Origin of the sequence: Sorangium sp. So ce693 (assembly GCF_051521375.1) — a bacterium.
Taxonomy (GTDB): domain Bacteria; phylum Myxococcota_A; class Polyangia; order Polyangiales; family Polyangiaceae; genus Sorangium; species Sorangium atrum.
Window position 1 is genome coordinate 2,927,132 of the sequence record NZ_CP150347.1, and the last position, 22,542, is coordinate 2,949,673.

13 protein-coding genes are annotated in these 22,542 nt (G+C 69.6%); 7 read left to right on the plus strand and 6 right to left on the minus strand.

Annotated features, from left to right (window positions below; genetic code table 11):
- The first annotated feature begins 180 nt into the window (after positions 1 to 180).
- On the plus strand, positions 181 to 2,985 hold the full coding sequence (locus tag WMF14_RS11260) for a hypothetical protein (RefSeq protein WP_437800755.1): 2,805 nt from the start codon (positions 181 to 183) through the stop codon (positions 2,983 to 2,985).
- Between the two features lie 97 nt (positions 2,986 to 3,082).
- On the opposite strand, the gene WMF14_RS11265 is transcribed toward WMF14_RS11260, so the two are convergent.
- Together WMF14_RS11265 and WMF14_RS11270 are read right to left on the minus strand one after the other, a co-directional pair.
- Positions 3,083 to 3,649 (minus strand): hypothetical protein, encoded by a 567-nt coding sequence (locus tag WMF14_RS11265; RefSeq protein ID WP_272101627.1) that lies wholly within the window; start codon positions 3,647 to 3,649, stop codon positions 3,083 to 3,085.
- A 40-nt stretch (positions 3,650 to 3,689) separates the two neighbouring features.
- Positions 3,690 to 4,841, minus strand: coding sequence for a hypothetical protein (locus tag WMF14_RS11270; RefSeq protein ID WP_437800757.1), 1,152 nt, complete (start codon positions 4,839 to 4,841; stop codon positions 3,690 to 3,692).
- A gap of 341 nt (positions 4,842 to 5,182) precedes the next feature.
- Here WMF14_RS11270 and WMF14_RS11275 point away from each other — a divergent pair, with 341 nt between their 5' ends.
- Both WMF14_RS11275 and WMF14_RS11280 read left to right on the plus strand, forming a co-directional pair.
- Entirely contained in the window at positions 5,183 to 5,962 is a 780-nt protein-coding gene (locus WMF14_RS11275; RefSeq protein WP_437800759.1) for a hypothetical protein, read from the plus strand.
- Between the two features lie 154 nt (positions 5,963 to 6,116).
- On the plus strand, positions 6,117 to 7,511 hold the full coding sequence (locus WMF14_RS11280; RefSeq protein WP_437800761.1) for a DUF2252 domain-containing protein: 1,395 nt from the start codon (positions 6,117 to 6,119) through the stop codon (positions 7,509 to 7,511).
- Between the two features lie 69 nt (positions 7,512 to 7,580).
- Here the strand turns inward: WMF14_RS11280 and WMF14_RS11285 are convergent, their stop codons facing one another.
- From WMF14_RS11285 to WMF14_RS11295, 3 genes are all read right to left on the minus strand, one after another.
- Positions 7,581 to 8,699 carry a hypothetical protein gene (locus WMF14_RS11285; RefSeq protein ID WP_437800763.1) on the minus strand — a complete coding sequence of 373 codons (1,119 nt, stop codon included), beginning with the start codon at positions 8,697 to 8,699 and terminating at the stop codon, positions 7,581 to 7,583.
- 269 nt (positions 8,700 to 8,968) lie between these two features.
- Positions 8,969 to 10,000, minus strand: coding sequence for an AraC family transcriptional regulator (locus WMF14_RS11290; protein WP_437800765.1), 1,032 nt, complete (start codon positions 9,998 to 10,000; stop codon positions 8,969 to 8,971).
- 117 nt (positions 10,001 to 10,117) lie between these two features.
- Positions 10,118 to 11,395, minus strand: coding sequence for a hypothetical protein (locus WMF14_RS11295; protein ID WP_437800766.1), 1,278 nt, complete (start codon positions 11,393 to 11,395; stop codon positions 10,118 to 10,120).
- A gap of 442 nt (positions 11,396 to 11,837) precedes the next feature.
- Between WMF14_RS11295 and WMF14_RS11300 the strand changes: the two genes are divergently transcribed.
- Complete coding sequence (locus WMF14_RS11300) at positions 11,838 to 13,232, plus strand: sigma 54-interacting transcriptional regulator (RefSeq protein WP_437800768.1); 1,395 nt, start codon at positions 11,838 to 11,840, stop codon at positions 13,230 to 13,232.
- 33 nt (positions 13,233 to 13,265) lie between these two features.
- Positions 13,266 to 16,505 (plus strand): serine/threonine-protein kinase, encoded by a 3,240-nt coding sequence (locus tag WMF14_RS11305; protein WP_437800770.1) that lies wholly within the window; start codon positions 13,266 to 13,268, stop codon positions 16,503 to 16,505.
- On the opposite strand, the gene WMF14_RS11310 is transcribed toward WMF14_RS11305, so the two are convergent.
- On the minus strand, positions 16,494 to 17,831 hold the full coding sequence (locus WMF14_RS11310) for a hypothetical protein (protein ID WP_437800772.1): 1,338 nt from the start codon (positions 17,829 to 17,831) through the stop codon (positions 16,494 to 16,496). The two genes, WMF14_RS11305 and WMF14_RS11310, sit on opposite strands and share 12 nt — an antisense overlap.
- A 964-nt stretch (positions 17,832 to 18,795) precedes the next feature.
- Here WMF14_RS11310 and WMF14_RS11315 point away from each other — a divergent pair.
- The gene (locus WMF14_RS11315; protein WP_437800774.1) at positions 18,796 to 20,697 is read left to right on the plus strand and encodes a hypothetical protein; all 1,902 of its coding nucleotides are present in this window, start codon (positions 18,796 to 18,798) and stop codon (positions 20,695 to 20,697) included.
- 238 nt (positions 20,698 to 20,935) lie between these two features.
- Complete coding sequence (locus WMF14_RS11320; RefSeq protein WP_437800776.1) at positions 20,936 to 22,498, plus strand: RtcB family protein; 1,563 nt, start codon at positions 20,936 to 20,938, stop codon at positions 22,496 to 22,498.
- Positions 22,499 to 22,542: the final 44 nt, after the last annotated feature.

The window sequence follows — 22,542 nt, forward strand, 5'->3', positions numbered from 1 at the left end:
CCGCGGCCCCTCGGTAGGTTGCTCGGCGCAGGTGTGCCGAAGGGATCGATTGCTGAAGCAAAACCATTGCGATATTGCAATGCGAGCCGGCCACGACTACGTTTCAATAACCTTCGCGCCTTATCGTCTGCTTGCCATTCGAAATCATGTGAGGAGAACCCCACTCATCGGAGGTGACTCATGGCCTCGTACTTTGTCGTGCGCGACGTCCTCTCCCGTCTCGTCGCGGCGTCGGCGCTGCTCGTGGGCCTCGCGGCCGGCCGATCCGCCGAGGCGGCGTCGTCTTTCACCCTCTTCGAGAGCGGCCATGTGCGTCCGCTCGCGCTCTCGCCCGACGGAAAGCTGCTATTCGCCGTGAACACACCCGACAACCACCTCGAGGTGTATCGGGTCAAGGATCAGGGGTTCGAGCACCGCGCCTCCATCCCCGTCGGCCTCGAGCCGGTGGCGGTGGCGGCGCGGAGCGATACCGAGGTCTGGGTCGTCAACCACCTGTCGGACAGCGTGAGCGTCGTCGAGCTGTCCCAGGGGGCGCGCTCGGGCCGGGTCGTGCGGACGCTGCTCGTGGGCGACGAGCCGCGGGATATCGTGTTCGCAGGCCCAGGAAAGCGCCGCGCGTTCATCACGACGGCGCACCGCGGACAGAACATCCCGTTCGACCCCCAGCTCACCACCCCCGGCGTGGGCCGGGCGGACGTCTGGGTCTTCGACGCCGACCGCCTCGGCACGACGCTCGCCGGCGCGCCGCTCACGATCGTCACGCTGTTCAGCGATACCCCGCGGGCGCTGGCGGTGACGCCGGACGGCAGCAAGGTGTATGCGGCGGCCTTCCACTCCGGGAACCGCACCACCTCGCTCCACGAGGGCTTGATCCCGAACGGCGGAGAGGCGGCGGGGGGCGTGCCCGGGCCGGCCACCAACGCGGAGGGGATCCCGCACCCGGAGACGGGGCTCATCCTCAAGTTCAATGGTGTCCACTGGGTCGATGAGCTGAACCGCGTCTGGGACAGCTCCGTCCGGCTCTCGCTGCCCGACAAGGACGTGTTCGTCATCGACGCGAACGCGAGCCCGCCGAGGCAGCTGCCCGGCGCCGCGGGGTTCTACACCGGCGTCGGCACCATCCTCTACAACATGGCGGTCAACCCGGTCAGCGGGAAGGTGTACGTGTCGAACACCGAGGCGGGGAACGAGAAGCGCTTCGAGGGGCCCGGGATCTTCGCCGGCCACACGATACGAGGCCACCTGCACGAGAGCAGGATCACCGTCCTCGGCCCGGCGGGCAGCGTCACGCCGAGGCACCTCAACAAACACATCGATTACGACGCCTGCTGCGCCCCGGTGCCGAACGCCGAGAACCAGAAGAGCCTCGCGCTCCCGCAGCAGATGGCCGTCACGGGCGACGGCAAGACGCTGTACGTGGCGACGATAGGCTCGTCCAAGATCGGGGTGTTCAGCACCGCCGCACTGGAGAACGACACCTTCACGCCGAGCACCGCCAAGCAGATCCCGGTGCCCGGCGGCGGCCCGACGGGGCTCCTGCTCGACGAGGCGCGGCGGCGCCTCTACACGATCACGCGCTTCGACAACGCGATCTCGATCCTCAGCACGACGACCAGGGCCGAGATCGCGCACGTGCCGATGCACAACCCGGAGCCGCCGAGCGTGATCGCCGGCCGCCGGTTCCTCTACGACGCGTCGTTCGCGTCGAGCCACGGCGACTCGTCGTGCGCGAGCTGCCATGTTTACGGCGACTTCGACAGCCTGGCGTGGGACCTCGGGAATCCGGACGAGGTGGTCCTGGACATCCCGGGGCCGTTCGAGTCCCACCCGCTGGACTTCGGGATACCCGACACCCACCACCCGATGAAGGGGCCGATGACGACGCAGAGCCTCCGCGGCATGGCGAACCACGGGCCGATGCACTGGCGCGGCGATCGCACCGCGGGCCGCGACGAGCCGAGCGCGCATCCTGACAGCGGGACGTTCGACGAGGTGGCGGCGTTCCTTGAGTTCCAGGCGGGGTTCACGGATCTCGTGGGGAGGAGCGAGTTCATCCCCGAGGCCGACATGCAGGCGTTCGCCGATTTCATCCTGCAGGTCACCTATCCGCCCAACCCGATCCGGGCGCTGGACAACTCGCTCACGCCGGCGCAGCAGGCCGGGCGCAGCTTCTTCTTCAACAACGTCTCCGATTTCAGCGAGGAGGGCACCTGCGTCTCGTGCCATGTGCTCGACCGCCACGCGAACGAGGAGTTCGGCGTCGATGCGCCGGGCTTCTTCGGCGGGGATGGCCGGTACACGTTCGACCTGGAGACCGAGGCCTTCAAGTCGCCGCACTTCCGCAATCTGTACCAGAAGGTCGGCATGTTCGGGATGGCGAACAACGATCTCTTCCCGGGCAGCGACGCGTTCCTGGGCGACCAGGTCCGCGGCTTCGGCTTCAACAACGAAGGGGGCGTCCCGACGCTCTTCCGCTTCGTGAGCTCGGCGACCCCCGACATGGGGTTCAACCAGTCGCCGCTCACCCCGGGCGGGTTCCCGCCGGGGCCGGAGGGCGACGTGATGCGGCGCCAGGTGGAGCAGTTCCTGCTCGCGTTCGACAGCAACCTGGCGCCGATCGTCGGGCAGCAGGTGACGCTCACCCGGAACAACGCGGCCGTGGTTGGCCCGAGGATCGATCTGCTCCGCGCGCGGGCCGATGCAGGGGAGTGCGATCTCGTGGTCAAGGGATCGGACGACCACGAGACGGCGGGATTCCTCTACGTCGGCGCGGGCCTGTTCATCGGTGACCGGCTCTGCGACGCGCCGATCCGCGACGCGGCGCTGCGGCACCGGGCTTCTCGCAATCGGGGCGAGCTGACGTACACGTGCGCGCCGCCTGGCTCGGGGGAGCGGATCGGGCTGGATCGCGACGGCGACGGATTCCGCGACGGCGACGAGGAAGACGAGGGCAGCGACCCGGCAGACCCGTCGAGCACGCCCTGAGGGCCGCGCCGCGCCCCTCGCTCGCGCGACTGCCCATATGATGGAGGCGCTGCTCGTCCCTTGGCGCGGCCTGGCGACGAGCAGCGCGGGGGCGACGCTACCCCGCCGGCCGGAGCCGGAACGCGCCGCAGTCGGGGTGCTCGATGCGCCCGGCGAAGAGCGAGCCGTCGAACGCGAGGTCGCCCTTCATGCCCACGGTGACGTAGTTGGGCGGGCGCTCGAGCCAGGCGCCGGGCGAGAACGATGCGGTCCGCGTCTCGGCGTCGTAGCGGCCGCTCATGAGGTATTTGCCGGCGGCGCCGGACTCGGCATGATGAAAGCCGAACACGGCCTTGATCCTGTCGCCCTTGACCTCCAGGATCCGGAACGTCATCTCGGTCGTGCCCTGCGGGCAGTCGTAATCGCCGATCCAGGTCCGCGTCCGCTCGAACGGGTTGTCACCGGGGAATTCGTCCGGCACCCAGCCGTCGGCCGCCGTTGTCGCCGGCGCCGGGGGCGGATCCTGGAGGACGATGTAGATCGTCTCGGCGGCGGGCGGCGGCTCCGGCGCGCGCGGCTCGGCCAGCGTCGGCGCGGGGCCGCACCCGGCCAGCAGGAGGGCCGCGCACGCGGCGCAGCGCAGGGCCGAGCGCCGTCGGGGGGCTGGGGCGTTCGCGGTACCCATGCGCGGGAGAGTACCACGGAGAGGGCGCGAGGCGCGCGCTTCAGCGGCGGCAGCCGATGCGCTCGGTCGCCACGACGACGTCGTCGTAGAGGATGGTGTGCGTGTCGGAGACGGTCATGCCGAGCTCTTCCATCTCCGCCCGCCGGCGAGCGTTGGAGTCGCGCTCGTAATAGGCGTCGAGCATGAAGCTCTTGAAGCGCACGTCATCGCTCGATCGGAAGTCGAAGCCACCGAACGGCTCGGGGGGCGTGCACGCGCTGAAGTCGCACCCTCCCGTGTGGAACTGGTCGCGGAGCCAGGTGCCGTCGGGGTACCCGGGGCGGTAGTCGCCGATCGGCACGCCGTCGATCCAGAACGCGAGCGCGCCGTCGCTCTGGCCTACGGTATTCGCGCGCGCGTACATCTCGACGCAGAACCAGCGGTCCCGCGGGAACGGCGCCTGCCCCGGCGGCTGGAAGCCGTTTCCGTAGTGGTACGTCGTGCCTTGATCACCCGCGCAGCCAGGCGTCGCGGTCCCGTCGTTGCAGCGACCGGAGCGCATCTTGTACCAGTAGACGTAGAAATTGAAGACGTCGTCTGTGTTCGTGTCGAAGTCGAACCAGAAGCCCCCGTCTCCGGGCGGCACCGTGTTCGCGAGGCCGCTGCTGTCCCAGCTCTCGTTGCCCGCCGCCATGCGCACCCAGTGGTGCGGGTTCGGGGCGAGCTCGGGGAAGCGCACGTGGAAGCGCCAGTAGATCTCGTCGACGCGCTCGTGGGTGACCCACGTGGACGACGAGATGTACGTCTCCTCCGCCAGATCGGCGGTCGTCACGGTCGAGCGGAGGTAGCCCTGCCCGGCGTGGGCGGTCGCCGCGTCGGCCTCGATGTGCAGATAGCGCGTGTCGGCGGTGGGCCCGTCCCAGCGCCCCCAGCCTTGCTCGAAGTCGTCGTGGAAGAGCACGGCGGGGTCACCGGCGATCCCCACGTCGTCCGGGTAGCGCTCGCTCAGCGTGCCGGACGGCGACGTGTCGCCGCCGCCCCCGCCGCCATGGCTCGTCCCGCCGCCGCCGCCGCCGTCGTTCGTTCCGCCGCCGTCGGGGAGCGGCGAGGGCACGTCAGGCCCTGAGCCGCCGTCGCCGCCCGAACCCGGCGTGGAGTCGCAGGCGGCGAGGAACAGCGCGATCATCAGGGGAAATTGCAGATGGTTCTTCATCCTTCCACGCTATCCGCAGCTCCGCCGCCTGCGCGAGCGCCCGAGGAGAAAATGCGGAAGACCCGGTGGCGGGCGGTGTAGGTTCGCTGTCCGGCGAGCCGCGCTCAGGATCAGGCCGCCCTTACCGCGATCGGAGAAACTCCGGATCTTGCAGGCCTGTGTTCGCATTGAAAGCGCTTGACAGAACGATGGCGGGTTGGTTGACCTTCCCCCAGGAATCGCGACCCTGAAGCCAGCGCCAGCCGGGCTGTCGGACTGACGGCGACCGCCCAGGCCGGCACCGCGACGACATGCTCCGTCTTCGCGACAGCGAAGAGCCGTGATTGAAGCGAGGTGCGTCGATGCCCGTGGCTGGACCGCTCGATCGAATTCCGCTCTGGTTGCTCCTGGGGATCACGATCGTGGTCCTGGTGCTCGCCGTCGAGGGCGGCTACCGGCTGGGAGGGTATCGGCTGCGCCGCTCCGAGGGGGAGGGCGGGACCCACGTGCTCGCCCTGGTCACAACCACGATGGGCCTGCTGGCGCTCGTCCTGGCATTCACGTTCGGTTTTGCGGCGACCCGCTTCGAGGCGAGGAAACATATGGTCGTCGACGAGGCCAACGCCATCGAGACGACCTACCTGCGCGCCGGCCTGCTCCCCGGCGACCGCGGCGCCAAGGTCCGCGAGCTGCTGCGTGACTACGTGGCGTCGCGTCTGGAGGGGGCGAGGCCCGACAACTTCGAGCAAGCCGTGCGGCGCTCGGAGGAGGTGCACCGGGAGCTCTGGAAAGAGGCGGAGGTCGCCGGACGAGATCATCCCAGCTCGCCCGTCGTGGCGCTCTTCATCGAGTCGCTGAACCGGACGATCGAACTCCACACGAAGCGCGTCAGGGTGGCCGTCCGGAGCGGTATTCCAGGGGTCCTGTGGGCGGCGCTCTTCGCGGTCGCGATCCTGAACCTGATGGCCGTCGGTTATCACGCCGGTCTGGTCAAGACGCGCCGGTCGCCCGCGGTCGCGACGCTGGTCATGAGCCTCTCGGTCGTCATGATGTTGACCGCCGATCTCGACCGCCCGCAGGAGGGGGCTCTGAAGGTGAGCCAGGAGGCGATGATCGAGCTGCGGCGCACGATGGGCGAGTGAGCCTCCCGAGCGCGTCAGGCGGACCGGCGAGGATCCGAGCAGCATATCTCACACGGCCGTGGGGCGATGAGCGCCGAGGGAGGGACGGAAGACGGAGATGGCCACCGTAGACGGAGCATCAGACGGATCATCGACGGTCGCGGGGGAGTGGGCGATGCCGCACCTCACCGCCGAGGAGCACGCGGCTCGCGGGAAGGCGGAGCGCGCGGAGATCCCACGTGCCGCGCACGCGAACTGGGAGGCGCTGCCCTACCGGCCCGATCCGATCGCGCTTCTGGAGGAACAAGCGAAGACCCGCGTGCCAGAGCTCGTGCCGATCCGCTACGGCCGGATGCTGGTCTCCCCGTTCACGTTCTACCGGGGCGCAGCGTGCGTGATGGCCTCCGATCAGGCCGCGACGACGCGCTCGGGCCTGAGGGTGCAGCTCTGCGGCGACGCGCACCTCTCGAACTTCGGGGTGTTCGGATCTCCCGAGCGCCGCATGGTATTCGACATCAACGACTTCGACGAGACGCTCCCGGGACCGTGGGACTGGGACGTGAAGCGGCTGGCCGCCAGCTTGGAGCTGGCCGGGCGCGACAACGGCTTCTCGAAGGCGGCGCGGTCCGACATCGTCCTGACGACCGTCCGCGCGTACCGCGAGGCGATGCGGAGCTTCGCGGCGCTCCGCAACCTCGACGTCTGGTACGCGAGCCTCGACATCCAGCAGATCCTCGACCGGTTCCGCTCGCAGGTGGGTCGCGATCGTCTGAACGTCACCGAGCGCAACCTCGCGAAGGCCCGGGCGAAGGACAGCCTTCAGGCCTACGAGAAGCTGACCCGCGAGGTGGGCGGCCGGCGGCGAATCATCAGCGATCCTCCCCTGATCGTCCCGATGGAGGATTTCGTGCACGGCGTGGACCGCGAGCGGCTCGAGCAGCAGGTGCGCGAGATCCTGCGCGGCTACCGCAGCACCCTCCAGGCCGATCGGCGGCACGTGCTGGAGGGGTACAACTTCGCGGACATGGCCCACAAGGTCGTCGGGGTCGGGAGCGTCGGCTTGCGCGCCTGGATCATCCTGCTGTTCGGCCGTGACGACCAGGACCCGCTCTTCCTGCAGGCGAAAGAGGCGCAAGCGTCGGTCCTCGAGCGGTTCCTCGGCAAGAGCGCGTACCCCAACAGCGGCCAGCGCGTGGTGGCGGGCCAGCGGCTGATGCAGGCCGCGAGCGACATCTTCCTCGGCTGGCAGCGCGTGAAGGGCGCCGACGGGATCGAGCGCGACTTCTACGTGCGCCAGCTGCGCGACTGGAAGTTCTCGGTGGACATCGCCGCGCTGGATCGGGTCCTGCTCACGACGTACGGCGGCCTCTGCGGCTGGACCCTCGCGCGCGCACACGCGCGCTCGGGCGATCGGATCGCGATCGCGGCGTACCTCGGGAAGGCGGACACCTTCGACAAGGCGATCGGCGCGTTCGCGATCGCCTACGCCGATCAGACGGAGCGCGACCACCAGGCGCTGGCGGCCGCGGTGAAGAGCGGGCGCATCCAGGCCGCGGGCGAACACGAGTGAACCGTCGGTTTCGTGGAGCCCCGCGCCGCTCTGCTCGACGTTTTTACGCTTACGCGTGATGCGGATAGCTCATCTCTGCACCGCGCGGATGTGCGCGAGTGCCTCGGGCGTCGTGTCGAAGATGCAGGCCGGATCGACAGACATGGCGCAAAGGTGGTCATCTGCACCTGGTGATCGAATCCACGCGGTGGGACCGCTCCGCTGGACGAGGGGGGCGAAGAACGGATGAAAATAGGTGCCCATCGATCGGAAGTTCGAAAAGTCGACGATGAGGGGCTCATCCGCAGGGATACCAGAGAGCACCTCGCGAAGGGCGTCGGCCGCATCGGGGCTCCAACCGAGGCGCCCGAAAATCCGGAGAATACGCGGCGGCCCCGGCTGCACTTTGACCGGGAGCCCCGAGCCACGAAGGTAGCCGAACAGGTTCTCCAGCGCTGCTACACTCCCGGGAAGGCGAGCGCGTTCCCACGCCGCTTCGAAGAGGAGCCTGGCGAGCTGGACGCCAGGACCACCGCTCGCCACATGAACATTGAAGTCGTGCTTACGGCCGTCGCGGAAGCACCCTGCGACCCTCAACCCATCGAGCGCCCGGGCTTGCCGCTCCGCACCGTCGACCGAAATGGCCCCGATCTTGCGCCAAAGCTCCACGGCATCCGCCGCGCGCACGACAACCTGCTCCTGGTGAACTGCGAGAGCCTCTGGCAGTCGCTCGGCAGGGAGGCTGTTCGCAAAATCGGGGTCCCAGGCGAGGTAGGCGGAGCGCCAGAGGCTGACGCTAGCCGCCGTGATCGAGAGCACGGTCCGGTCGTCGTCGAGGACGAGGGAGAGAACGGCTTCCGGGTCGAACGAGGGATGGTAGACAACCTGGACGAGCTGGCCGACGGTGGCAGACGCGGAGTCGCCGAACTTCACGCCGAGGACGCCGGCCACGGTCTCTCCGCGATATCCATGAAAGAGGATCGGCAAGACGGCCGCCGTGTTGACGAGTCTCACGTTCCCCTGCTCCATGTGCGCGCGCGAGTAGCGGAGCTTGCCTTCCTCCAAGGCCGAGAGCTCTTCACCGACCGATTCGAACAGCGCCGCCGCCAGCACGTAGTTCTTCTCCGCGAACATTCGCCCGGCGAGCCGCCGCCGATCCTCAGCAGGCAGCGCTGAATATCCATCCTCGTACGCCGACGGCTCGCTCATCTACCACTGCTCTCCACGGTTGCTTGTCGGCCCGACGAGTCGTCGACTGGTCAACCGAAGCCGGCGGACCAGGTCTGTGCATTCGAACGTCTCTGGTGACCTTGCGCATTGAGGATCTCACCGGCGGCTCCGCGCCGCAAGCCCGATGGCTGTCAGCGCCGAAGGGTGCGTTAGCAAGAGCTGAATGTCGGTCGGGCGGCGCACCGGTTCACCCATGTCGCATCGTGGCTCGCGACGCAGCCGCGGACGCGTCCCAGCCTCGCCCCCGCTCACGTCCCCTGAGTGCCCGCAGCCCCCCTCGGGCCCCGGAGCTCGCGCGGAGGGCAGCCGAACCAGCGCCGGAACGCGTGGCTGAACGCGGTCGTGTCCGAGAAGCCGAGCCGTAGCGCCGTCTCGGTGACGCTGCTCCTCGCCAGGAGGTCGGCCGCGCGGTCGCGGCGCACCTCCTCGACCAGCTTCCGGAAGCTCGTCCGCTCGCCCTGCAGGCGCCGGCGCAGCGTCCGCTCCGTCGTGCCGAGGGAGCGAGCCACGTCGTCCAGCGTCGGGAACCCGCCCTCGGCGCTCGAGAGCGCGCGGGCGAGCTGGTGCCGCACGCCGTCCGCGCTCGACGGCGGCGCGAGCTGCTCGCAGAGGGCGCTCACGCTGCGACACAGGTACTCCCATAACCTCTGGTTCGCGCCCGCAGGCACCATGTCGAGGACCTCGCGGCGGAACACCATCCCGTCCCAGGGCGCGTCGAACCGCACGGAGCAACGGAAGAACTCCACGTGCGCCGCCCGGCGCGGCGGCGCCGCGTGGCGGAAGCTCACCTCCAGCGGCGTGAGGTCGTCGCCCGCCATCTGCCGCAGACAGCCGAGGTTCTGCGCCAGCGCGGTCTCATTGGAGAGGCGGTGCCCCAGCGTGAGCGGCCGCAGGCGATGCCACCGCACCGCGGCGCGCTTCGCGCTCTCGACCGTCTCCCATCGTCCCGAGTCGGTCAGGAGCGCGCTGTACCGCGCCGCGGTCTCGAGCGCATTGCGGATGGAGGGCGCCGTCATGATGGCGAAGCCGAGCACATGCAGGTCCTCCACCCTCGCCCGCTGCGCGACGCGGATAGGCAGCGACGGGTCGTCCAGCGTCTGACCCAGATAGGTCCAGAGATCGAGCAGCCGGTCGATCTCGATGCGCCGGTCGGGATCGGCGGCGAGCGACGGCAGGCGCGCGGCGCGCTCCATCGCGCCCAGCCGTATGCCGTCGCGGAGCCCGAGGTCGACGACCAGCCTGGCCACGGACGTCATCACGGTGGGCAGCGGGCGTTGCATGTGCCCGTGATCATGCAGGATCCACACCGGCGGTCGCTCGCCGGTATTCACCGCGGCGCGAGGGCGCGGGGGCGGGCGCGCTCTGACGCGCCGATCAGGGCGCAGGCACCGCGGGCGTCAGGGGCTGGTGAAGCCGAGGAGCCCGTGGCCGACAAGGATGGTCGTGATGTTCGGAGGCAGCGCGGCGGCGTTCGTGGGGGCGGCCCATCCTTCGCGCATCAGCGCCGTCCGGATGCGCGAGATAGGGGAGCCCTGATGGGCCTCCTGGAGCAGCTTCATCGCCTCTGCCGGGATGGTCAGCGTGCCATCACCTCCCAGCGCGACGCATTGAATCTCGACCTGCCTGCGCGCGGGCGGGGGCATCGCGAACGGCGACGCGCCCTCGACGTCGCCATCCGTGCTGGTGAGGCGCACGAGCGTGGCCTGCGCCGGCCCGCAATTGCCGCCGGGGCCGCCGCAGCCGAGCGTCAATGGGTTGCCGTCGAGCGGCACCGCGACGAGGGCAGCCGCCGACGCCGTGTCGGGAGTGAACGCCTCGCCGGCCACGATCGGCGCGCTGTCGGCGAAGTCGAAGGCCATCTCGCCGCCGGGCGAGATGCCCACGACGACCTCGTCGCCGCCCTCGATCGGGTCGACGGGGTTGTTGGGAACGGGCCCCGCCCCGGCGAGCACGGTGTACTCGGCCGCGAAGGCTTCCTCCACGGCGCCCTGGTTGACCACGATCGCCGTCGTGCTCGACCCCACGGCGACGATGGGGAACGCGCCCTGTTTCTTTGCGCTCCCCGCGCCGGTGATGCGCAGGTAACGGCCGACATCGGCTGCGGAGAAGGTCGCCCCCTCGATCGTGTAGGCCGCCGTCCCCGTCTGCCCTGGAGCGACGCTCGCCTGTCCGGCCCCCGTCGACGTCGGGCAAACATAACCCGAGCCAGCAAAGCGGCACGCGAGGGGCCCGCCTTCGAGGCCGGCAATCGTGATCACCCCCTGATCCGTCAGAGCGGGCGGCGGATTGTCCTGCATGTCGTAGACCCACGCCCTGCACCCTTCGATTTCCCCGGGCATCTGCTCGTAAGCGGGAGGGCTGGATGGGGTGAACAGGACTTGCACCGTGAGGCCGTGGCCTGCCTGCGGAGCGCCTTGAATCGATACATCCTGGATCGAGATGATCCCGTTGTGCGTCGCGACCGGGCAGCGGACCGAGCCGCCCTCGCCGGAGCTTGATGAGCCGCCCTCACCGGAGCTCGGGGAGCCGCCCTCACCGGAGCTCGGGGAGCCGCCCCCACCGGAGCTCGACGAGCCGCCGTGCCCTGCGCTCGTCGAGCCGCCGTCATGTTCATCGTTCTCCGAGTCATGGCAGCACCCTGCGACCGCGAGGGTGGTGATGAGCGCAAGGGCCATTGAGCCCCTCCCTGAATTTCGCGAGAACTTCATTCGACCGATCATGGCTTGAGCCTCCACGTGTCCGGCGAGGCGCGACGCACGCGCCTCCGCGACCGGACGTGAGGCAGATGTAGCGATTGGCCTCGGCTGCGGCCTGGTCGCGCCGGCCTGGGAGTTGGTCGAATCGGCCAGCCGGTCGCCTCGCGATACGCTCCGTTCGTCCCATCCAGGCCATGCCCGAACGAACCCTCGCGACGACGGCGCGCAGCGCCCACGATGGCTCGATCGAGCCCCCGTCCGGGCGCTCCTGTGCGCTGCGCGAGGCGCTCGCGGCGTTCCTTGTCGATCGACGACCCGATGCAGCGCACGCCCGTGGACGACGAGCAACCCGCGCGTCTGCCGCTCGGAATGCCGCCCCTGGCATATTGACCGCGTCTGCCCGACTGGGTACGACTGGTTCGTGCCGGGTGAACCTGATCAACGAACGCTATCCGCCACGGGCGGACAGCGGTATCTGGACAAATCAGGCAACGGCAGCTTTTTGTTTCTGATCGCGGACAGCCATCGGCCGCTTGCGTCGTCGGCGCGCATCGCCCTCGACGACGTCGAGGAGGTCGTTATCGGCCGCGGCAATGCCCGGAGGCTGGAGGTCGCGGACAGCGGCTCACGCCGGCGCGTCGAGATCCAGCTCGACGACCCCTGGCTCTCGTCGAGGCATGCGCGGATCATGCGGGTCCTCGGCCGGTGGTGCTTCGAGGATTGCGGCTCCAAGAACGGCAGCATCCTCAACGGGGCGCCGAGGAAGCACGCCGAGCTCGGGGAGGGCGACGTGCTCGAGCTGGGCCGCACGTTCTTCCTCTACCGCGCGGCGATTCCCCGCGGCGCCGAGCAGGTCACTCTGCTGGAAGCGTCGAGCCTCGCCGCGCACGTCCCTGGGCTGCTCTCCCTCGTCCCGTCGCAGCTCGAGATGTTCGAGCAGCTCAGGGTGGTGGCGGCCTCCACCATCCCCGTGCTGATCCAGGGCGAAACGGGCACCGGCAAGGAGGTCATGGCGCGCGCCATCCATTCGCTCTCGGGCAGGCCGGGCGCGTTCGTGGCGATCAACTGCGGTGCGCTGCCGCGGGACCTGGTCGAAGGCGAGCTCTTTGGGCACAGGAAGGGCGCCTTCTCCGGGGCCACCGAGGATCGCCCCGGGCTCGTGCGCAGCGCCGATCGCGGGACGCTCTTCCTCGACGAGATCGGCGATCTGCCCCTGTCCGCCCAGGTGGCCTTGCTCCGCGTGCTCCAGGAGCGCGAGGTGCGCCCCGTCGGCGGCACGCGCTCGATCCCCGTGGACCTCCGCGTCGTGGCGGCCACACACCGGCCGATCGAGCGCATGGCGACGTCGGGCGACTTCCGCTCCGACCTGCTCGCGCGGCTCGCCGGCCACGCCATCGAGCTCGCGCCGCTCCGGGCTCGCCGGGAGGACCTCGGCCTCATCCTCGGCGCGATCCTGCGGCGCGTCGACGGAGAGCGCGCCGAGCACATCCAGCTGCACCCTCGCGCGGCGCGCGCCCTCGTCACGTACGGCTGGCCGCTCAACGTGCGCGAGCTCGAGCAGTGCATCACGACCGCGGTGGTGCTGGCGCAGCGGGGTACCATCGAGCTCGATCACCTGAACAGCGCGCTGAGGCGCAACGCCGCCGACGCGACGGAGCAGGGAGACGATCCTACCCGGCCCGAGGAGCTCAAGGCGCTCCTGCGCGCGCACAGCGGCAACATCGCCGGCGTGGCGCGCGCCATGGGCAAAGCCAGGATGCAGATCCATCGCTGGTTGAAGCGCTACGAGATCGACCCGGATGATTTCCGCCACTGAGGTGCTGCGCCGCGGCCGTGGGGTGAGGCGGGCATGACGCCGGACACGGTCGTCGCGTCTCGCTACCGCGTCCTGCGTCGCCTGGCCGCGGGCGCGATGGGCGCTGTCTACGAGGTGATCGACCTCCAGACGGAGCGCCGACGGGCGCTCAAGGTGATGCACGCTCATACGGTCGAGCGCGCCGACCTGAGGGAGCGATTCGCGCTGGAGGCCCGCGTGTCCGGCCAGGTCGACAGCCCCGCGCTCGTCGACGTCGTCGACGCGGGCGTCGATGACGCCACGGGGACTCCGTTCCTCGTGATGGAGCTGCTCCGGGGGGAGACCTTGAGCGAGCGGATCGCGCGCGTGGGCGGCCACGCGCCGGCCGAGGTGCTCGCCTATCTCGGTCAAGCCGCGCCGGCCATCGACAAGATGCACCAGCTCGGCATCGTCCACCGCGACCTGAAGCCGAGCAACCTGTTCCTGGAGCAGCGAGAGCACGACGCCCCGCGCATCAAGATCCTCGATTTCGGCGTGGCGAAGGTGCTGAACGAGGGCGCGACCCGCGGCTCGACCGGCGCGGCCGGGACGCCGATCTACATGGCGCCGGAGCAGTTCCAGAGCGGCAGGATCACTCCTTCCGCCGATATCTACGCGCTCGGGTTGATCGCGTACACGCTCCTCGTCGGCAGACCCTACTGGGAAGAAGAAGTCGGCATCGGCGACAGCCCCGTCGCGTTCGCGCTCGTCGCGCTGCAGGGCCCCAAGGAGCCTGCGTGCGAGCGCGCCGCGCGGTACGGCGTGACGTTGCCGCCCGCGTTCGACGCGTGGTTCACACGCGCGACGGCGCTCGCGCCGGGCCAGCGCTTCCCGACCGCGGGCGCCGCCGTGGGGGCGCTCGCGCGAGCGCTCGGCGTGCCAGGCTACGAGCTGCCAGCACAGCAGCCCGCCGGGGCCGAAGCGCGTGAGGGGACGCCGCCCGTCGACGAGCAATCGACGTGGACCGACACGTTCCAGTCCGACGGGCATCTGGGTGGAAGCGAGGGAGTGGGACGCACGGACTCGGTGGCCGGCGCAGGGGGGCCCGGCCCCGCGCCGCCTCGCTTCGAGTCCGAGAGCGACGCAACGGACCCGAGCCCCCCTCGGCAGCCGCAGGCCATCGTGCATCGGTCGCGCCGGTGGCGCTGGATCGCGGCCTCGAGCGTCACGCTGGCCGCCCTGGGTCTGGGCGCCGTCCGGTGGGCGTTCCCTCACCGGCCAGCGCCTGGTCCTCCACCCACGGTCATGCGATCTCCGCTGGAGCCCGACAGCACGGTGCTCGCTTGCCCGATCCTGGAGGCCTCCGGGGTCGAGGCGCCGGCGGGATGGCTGGGAGCGGCCGCCGCGGCGACGCTGTGCGAGCGGGCTCGGGTCCTCCTCGGAGGCCGCGCGGCGCGCACGTTGGTCCCTGCGGAGCTGCTCTCGCTCCCACGGCCGCACGCGGACACGGTTCCTATCGATCCCTATGCCGGGCCGGAGGCTCGCGCGCAATCGCTGGACGCGGCGCGCAGGAGGGGAGCGGCCTATGTGGACGGGGCGATCGTCCTCGAGCCGTCCCGCGCCTTTCAGCTCACGGTCACGCTGCGAGCCGCCGACGGTAGGGAGCTCGCGTCCTCGGTCGGCAGGGGGAGCGCGCTTTATGAGGCCGTGAGGAACGCCATGGATCCCTGGGTCGATGCAGGGGTGTTGCCAAAGGCCTCACGCCTCGACGACGCCGTGGCCGATTTCTCGAGGGCGCGCACGGTCGACGGGGCGCTGGATCTGCTCGACCTGACGCTGGCCATGACCCACAACGCCGGCGGGCTCCGACAGGAGTGCGCCCGGTTCGAGGCGCGCGGCGGCGGCCTCGCGGAGATGGGACCAGGCGAGCGCTTCCGCTGCGCCTACACGCTCGGCGAGCCCGCTCCCGTGGTCACGCTCCCGCCGGTCGGCGCCAATGCCTCACCGGGTGAGCTCGCCGCGCGCGCCCGCGTCGATCTCATGATGCGGCGTGCTGTCGATCCGACGGCGGTGGCGGAGCTCCAGCGCCTTTATGATCGCGAGGCGTCGGCCTGGGGACGCTCGACCCTGGCGGCGACGATATCCTGCCTGCTGCCGTCGCCCGATGAGGAGCGCGCCACGGAGAGGACGACGCTCGCCAAGGACATGGCGTTCAGCGCGGTGCAGGCCGAGCCGAAGAACCCGATCGGGGAGTGGTGCGCGCCCTGGGTGCAGCTGGCGACGGTGACCCACGGGACCCCGAGCGCGGCGAGCGCGTTGCAGGGAATGCGGGCCTGGATGCCGTGGGAGGCGTATGGGTGGCTGTTCGAGGACTCCGACCCTGGAGCGGCAGAGGCTCCCCCGCAGCATGCTCGTACGCGCGCCCTCGGGTTCGCGCGGCGTGCCTATGTCCTCTCGCCCCTGGACATGAACGTGGCCGACACGCTGGTCGATCGGCTCCTCCAGGATGGAGCGCGCCAGGAGGCGCGCGGGATAGCGCTCGCGGTGGGCCAGGGAAGCCAGGTGCTGCACAAGGTCGGCAGCGAGCTCCTCCTCATCCGCGTCGAGGCGAGCGAGGCCGGCATCGGCGCCGCCCTCGAGCGGGCGAGGCGCGCGATGGCCATTTCCCCCGGTGATTCCGGGTTCGTTCGCGTGCAGCGCCTCCAGATCGCCTGGCGCGCGCTGGAGCTCGCGCTCGTCCTCGGGCGCGAGCGCGAGATAGCCGACCTCATCGTCGCCCGCTTCCTCGACCCGGAGCCACCCCTCCTCGAGGGCACCCACATCAGCGTCCCGCTGCGCATGGGAGCCGTCTGCGCCCGTGCCAGTCGGGCGGTGTCGCGGCGTTGCTTCGAGCGGCTTCGCAAGCTCCGGGTCAGGTTCCCGGAAGGCGAGCTGCCGAACACCGAGAGCTTCATCACGGGAGCCGAGCGTTATGCCAGCGGAGACCAGCGGGGCGCCGCGCTGGCGTGGCGCCCGCTGCTTCAGGAGCCTGAGCCGTTCGTCGAGGTGCTTGGCGACGCCATGGTCGCGACCTATGAGCGCGAGGGGGAGCACGAGCTCGTTGACCGGCTGGAGCGGGCGAGCCGGGACGACAGCGAGGCCCTGAACGGCGCGAGCCTGAAGACGGTGCGCGAGGCGGAGCGCGCGGCGAGGCGCGGGGACAGGCAGAGGGCCCTCGGGCTGGCCCAGCAGGTGATCAAGGCGTGGTCGGTGGTGGACGCCCCTGTCCCGGCGGTCGAATCGATGAGGCGGCTCGCGGCGAGGCTACTTGAGTGAGCGGTCGATCAACCAGGGCTTGAACGAAGAGCACCCGGAGTCGCTCCTGAGATCGCATGGATGGTTCAAGTAGACCGTGACGGGGTATTTCCACTGCGCGCCCGCCCCATCGCACGGGGTGTAGATGGATCGCCTGGCACCAGCAGACCGAACGCAAGCGCCCGGATTCCCGTTGAAAGGAGAGCATGGCTTCGGTTCGTGGACGAAGCACTGCGCTGCCGCATCGGACGCAGGGAGGGCGCAGAGCCTGTCGGCGAGGTTCGCCATGCCTTGATTCCAGTCCTCGCCATAACACGCGTACTGCTTGTCGAAGAGCACCCCGTCGGGCCGAGCCCCCCCGGGGTTCGAATCGAAGATGTTCCCGTAGAACCCGCCCTCGCGGTACCTGAACAGCTCCACCTCCTTCGCCGGATACCTCACCCCATCGGAGCTCGCGAATTTCACGTCGACCGCGAAATTTCGCTCCGACAGCATCACGCTGAAGTACCCGACCTGTTCGGGGGTGGAGCTCGCCTCGTCGACAATGCCTGTGCCAGCAGGGCCATTCGCGGGGCATGTGAAGTCGACCGTGTCGCCAGGACCGTCGAGCACATCGCTCTTGATGTGCTTGATGTACCTGCTCCGAGGATCTGCCGCGTCGTAGTCCACGTGGTTGCATCCATGGTTACCCGCGCATACACGCACGAACACCGGAGATGAGCTGGCGTGGGCCGAGTCGAGCTTGAGCCTGACCGTCCTCGGCCCACTATCGCCTGACCTCTGCGCCAGGCATTGCCCGACGTAACGCGCCGTCCACCCGCAGTCGCTCGTCGCCCGACGCGGTCCGCCGGGAGGGTTGCAAGCGGCGAAGCTCTCGATCTGCGTGGCCTCCCCTGTGCTGGTGTTCCTCTCTCGAGACCTTGTCTCGGCGGGGACCTTGTCATGGAGCGCGACGAGATCCCCTGGGCCGCGCATGGATACCACGACCACCTTGTTGAGCGCGTTCACCCGGGCGAGCACGCCTGCGGAGACCGCTTGCAGGCATTCCGGGGATGGAAGGTCGTTGAACCAGTCCCCCAAGGGTCCCCCGCTGGCGCATGCCCCGATCTGCCCATTCCACTCGTAGCGCTTGTTCCCCACGCGGACCGACACCTTCTGGCCTTCCTTCAGCGCAAAAGATACGATGTAGTGCATCAGCTGAACGGCGCGAGGCTCCAGCGTCGGGTCCTGCGTGCTGAAAGGCTTGACATCGTCGAGCTTCAGGCTGTTCAGCTTGCTCACCTTGAGGCGCTCGAGCAATTCGCTGTTCGCGCGGAGCGCCTCCACGCTGATGCCGTTCTTGGGCATGCCGTTGTGAGGCAGCTGCCCCGGGGGAGCGACTGGCTCTGCTGGCCCAGCCGATTGCGCCGGCGTCACAGGCCCGCCGGGAGTCGTCACGATGACGCACCCGCTGCACCCGAGGAAAGAACCCACGCCGATGCAGGCTAGCGCCATGTACAAACGGCCTATGGCCACAGGTATTCTCCTTCTTCTGGACTCGAGTCGCGAGGTGAGCGCCCCTCGTGGGCGCGCATCCTGACACGGACGCGCAGCGGTTGGCCAGCTGGCCGCATCGATGCTGAATGGCTATTGCCGCCGCCGAGGCATCTTTCGTGCCACGGTGTGCGCTGCGCGCCGTTGCTCACCAGCGTGGCTGGATGCCTGGTTCTGACCGTGGGCGGCACGTTCGCCGTCCCATCGAGGCAGCGCCGAGCGCCGAGCGCCGGCGCGGTGAGCCCGGCGTGGCGCGCCCGGCGCCCGCGATAAAACGGGGTGTTACGCCGGTGATACACCGTGTTGCGCTGAGGAAAAACGCGCCGAGCACGTGTCCCCGTAACAGGTCGGGCGCCCTGCTGTTGCACCGCGCGGCGCGGAGCCAGGGGGCGTCACAGGAGGGCGACAGTACCGATGCGCCGGGCCGGCGGTCGGTTTCGGCGTGAAGCCATGAACGATGCGCCGCCATGGAACGGCACGTCCAGCCGTTCGGCATCACCCCGTCGAGGCGCGGGCGTCGGTATTGGGCACGCGCTTGAAGGGCCAGCTCTGGCCACACGCGATCATCCGTCCGGTTGGCACCGGAGCTGCAATGCCGGCAAGCGTCTCCCCGACCGGGCGGTCAGGCGCCCGGATAGCCATCACTCGGCCCGGGATCCGCGGCCAGGGGCAGGGGATACGTCCAGCTCTGCGTGAGGATTGCAGACGTCTGGAGCTTCTCGTCACGCGCGGGAGCCTTTCGCGCCGCGCGCACCAACGACCAGCGATGGAGAATTCCATGAAGAATCGATCGATAGGCGCGGCGTTGACCTGCGCCCTGCTGTTGACCGCTTGCGGCACCGAGCCGGAAGAGCCGGAGCTCGCCGCATCGAACAGCGACTCGCTCATCGTGGCGCCCTCCAGGCGGGCGCCCAAGGTCGAACAACTGCACCTGCGGCTCACGTCGGATGGCGTCGGGGTGCTCTCGCTCGAGCTCGCGCCGGGCGACCGCAAGCGTGTGATCGAAGAGAACAAGGGCGCGGCGTTCCAGATGAGCCTCGATGCGCGCGAGAAGGCGGTCACCTTCAACGACTCGGGGACGAAGCCGGATCTCAAGGCGGGAGACGGCTTGTTCTCCGCCTCGATCCCCATCGATCTGGAACGGCTGAGCCAGATCAACAGCGAGATCTCGAAGCTCAAGACCCGCACGCTCCAGACGTTCGAGCCGGGGTCGCGTATCGCCTCCAAGGCCATCGAGATCTCGCAAACGAACGCTATCGACATCGAGGCGCTGAAAAAGGGAGCGACCATCCGTTTGCCCAACCTCGCGGAGCTCGGCCCCTTGCGCACGCTCGGCGGCGTGACCACGGCCGCCATCAACCCGCAGAAATCGCTGTTGATCCGTTCACTGCCGGTGATCGAGGACCCGGCGCGCACCATGAACCCGTGCGACTCGAGCGCCGCGAACGCCCCGCTCAAGAAGTGGACCTTCGGCTACCTGATGGAACAGATGGCCATCGGGTCCGGGCTCACCGCGAGCCAGTTCGTCGAGCAGTGGCTGGCTTCCTGGCGCACCCAGCAGATCGTCAACGCGAGCTCGGGCGGCCTGGTCCTCGATGCTACCAGCGCGGCCGCCGCGGCGAACGTGGACAGCATGATCATCAACCCCTGGCGCCAGAGGAGCGGCGGGGGCGCGTTGAACCTCAGCATCGCGCCGTTTCGGCTGCAGGCCATCCTGTACCGCCCCGACCTCGCGCAGAGCTCGCCCTACCTCGGCGGGGCTGCCGGCAACAACGGCGGCGAGCTCCGCTTCGTGTTCGGCCTGATGGAGGTTCGCGACGGAAATCGGGACGGCGACGCCAGGGACAGCGTGGACACCTGCCAGCCGATCGAGGCCGCGGCGATCTTCGAGTACGGAGTGCCCATCACGAGCTGCGTCGACATCAAGGACTGGGCGAACAAGTGGGTCAACCTGAGCGCCTTGCTCCCCGGTGACCCCGCCTACGGAACGGCGCTCGAGGCGTTGACAGAGCAGGTGGTGAGGAGCGGCGCCGCGCCGGGCAACCCCAACCAGAACGCGCTCAACCAGCTGCGCACGAACGAGATCGATCTCACGGGGATCTGGCAGATGCGCGAGTTCGTGATCCGCCCCGGGAGCGGACCTTTGCAACAGACCACCACCAAGAACAACCCCCGCGAGCACCAGGCGAGCTTCACGTCGGTTCCGGGCACGACCCCGGCGCCGATCGATCTGAATGGCAGCGACGCGCTGCTCACGGAGATCCTGGCCTCCATGGGCTCCGGCTACACGATGCCCGAAGCCCCCGGGGGCGTGCCCTTCATGGGTGGCGCGTCGACCTACAACGCCGGGACGTTCTGGGATCACCCGGACCTGAAGACGTCGGCGGAGCTCGAGGCGCGCTTTCGGTTCTCGTCCAATACGTGCAGCGGCTGCCACACGGGCGAGACGGACACGCTCTTCTACCACATCCGCCCCGCGGGGCCCGGCGGCGTCCCCAGCATCTCGGCCTTCCTGCAAGGTCCGCTGACGGTGACGGACAACCGTGGGCTCAGCCATTCGTTCGCGGAGATGGACAACCGCAAGCAGGCTCTCGCGAGCCTCGCGAACCAGTCGTGTTCGTTCCGCGTCGGAATCCCACCCTTCCAGGTGTTGCGGCTGCCGCTGCTGAGCGTCCACTGAATCGCGATGAGCGCGGGGCCCGCGGCGACCGAACGCGCCGCCCCGGCCCCGCGCCAGCCGGGCAGGTGGAACCGGCCGGCGCCGCTTGACGATCGGCGTTCCTCGTTTATAGTGAGCGCCGCTGCTGCGGTGTGCGCTTCCCTCGTGCGCGCACCGGGTCCAGATCGGGGGAGAGTGAGCCGCGGCCCCGTCGCGTGAACGCGTCGGCCGCGTGCGTCTTCGTGGATTGGACAGCAGCATGGTTGGCAAATTGCATCTCGATGCGGTGGTGCGTCGCCTGGATGGCGCGACGGCCCGCATCGACAATCCGTTCGGTATTCCGATCACCCTCGTGGCGAGGGAAGATGTCGTCGTCGAGGCCGACGGCATCGAGGAGCTCCTCCGGTTCGCCTCGCTTGAAGGCACGCTCCGCGATCTTCGGACATGGGAAAAGGCCGGCAGGATCGCCCCGTTCTGGGGCGGCACAGCCGGCGAGATCCGCTCCATCGTGCTCACGCCCGACTTTCACAAGGGCGCGGGCATCCCCGTGGGCACCGTCGTGGATGCCCGGGGGTTCGTGGTGCCGCAGGCCGTCGGCAACGACGTCTGTTGCGGCATGCGCCTGCTCGCGACCGACGTGGATCGGGACGAGCTCGCGCCGCACATCGGCGCCCTGAAGCAGCGGCTCCGCGCGATCTTCTTCCAGGGGCAGCGCGATATCCCCATGTCGCCGCGGCAGCGCGCGGCCATGCTCCGTGACGGCCTGTCCGGGCTGCACGAGACGGCGGCGGACAACGCCCGCACCGGCCTGTGGGCGCATTACGATCCTCGCGCGCAGCGCGCGGATCTCGATCGCGTGCACTTCCACGGCGGGCTCCCCGCGCGCGGGACGTTCGCGTTCGACGCGTACATCCAGGCGTCGGGCCGGGCGGACGGGCGTGACATCCAGATCGGCACGGTCGGCGGCGGCAACCATTTCGTCGAGATACAGGCCGTCGACGAGCTGGTCGACGGCGCGACGGCGCGCTCGTTCGGGTTGACGAAGAACGCCGTCACGATCATGGCCCATGCGGGCTCCGTCGGGCTCGGACACGCGGTCGGCGGCTATTTCAACGAGCGCGCCCGCGCGCTGTACCCCGCGGGGGTGCCCCATCCGGCGCACGGCTTCTATGTGCTGCCGGCGGTGGGCCCCCACGCCCACGAGGCGTCGGTCTACCTCGATGCGATGCGGAACGCCGCGAACTTCGCGTTCGCGAACCGCCTCTTCCTGGGCCTCATGGTGGTGCGCGCGATGCGGGAAGTCCTTGGCCGCGAGGTCGCGAGCACGCTCGTGTACGATGCGCCGCACAACCTCATCTGGGAGCCCGACGGGGCCGAGCCGCGCTACCTGCACCGCAAGGGCGCGACGCCCGCCGGGGGACCGGATGGCGAGGGCGGAGCGTTCTCGTACACGGGTGACCCGGTGATCATCCCCGGGTCGATGGGCGACTCGAGCTGGGTTCTCGCGGGCGCAGGGCACGCGGCGCTGCTCGCGAGCGCGTGCCACGGCGCGGGCCGCAGCCTCACCCGCGGCCGCTCCGCGCACGCGGACGAGGACCTCTACCGGCGCGCGGTCGAGAAGCTGCATGTCGTGACGCCGCTCGACCCCGACGCGCCCCACGTGCGGCGGCGGCGCGACATCCTCGCGAAGTACCACCAGCGGATGAAGGAGGAGGCGCCCTATGCCTACAAACCCATCACGCCGGTCGTGCGCTCCGTCGAGGAGGCAGGGATCGCGCGGCGCGTGGCGCGACTCTGGCCGCTCGTCACGGTCAAGGGATAGGGAACACGATCCGGGCGTGCTCCGCACGCCGGGGCACGCGCCGG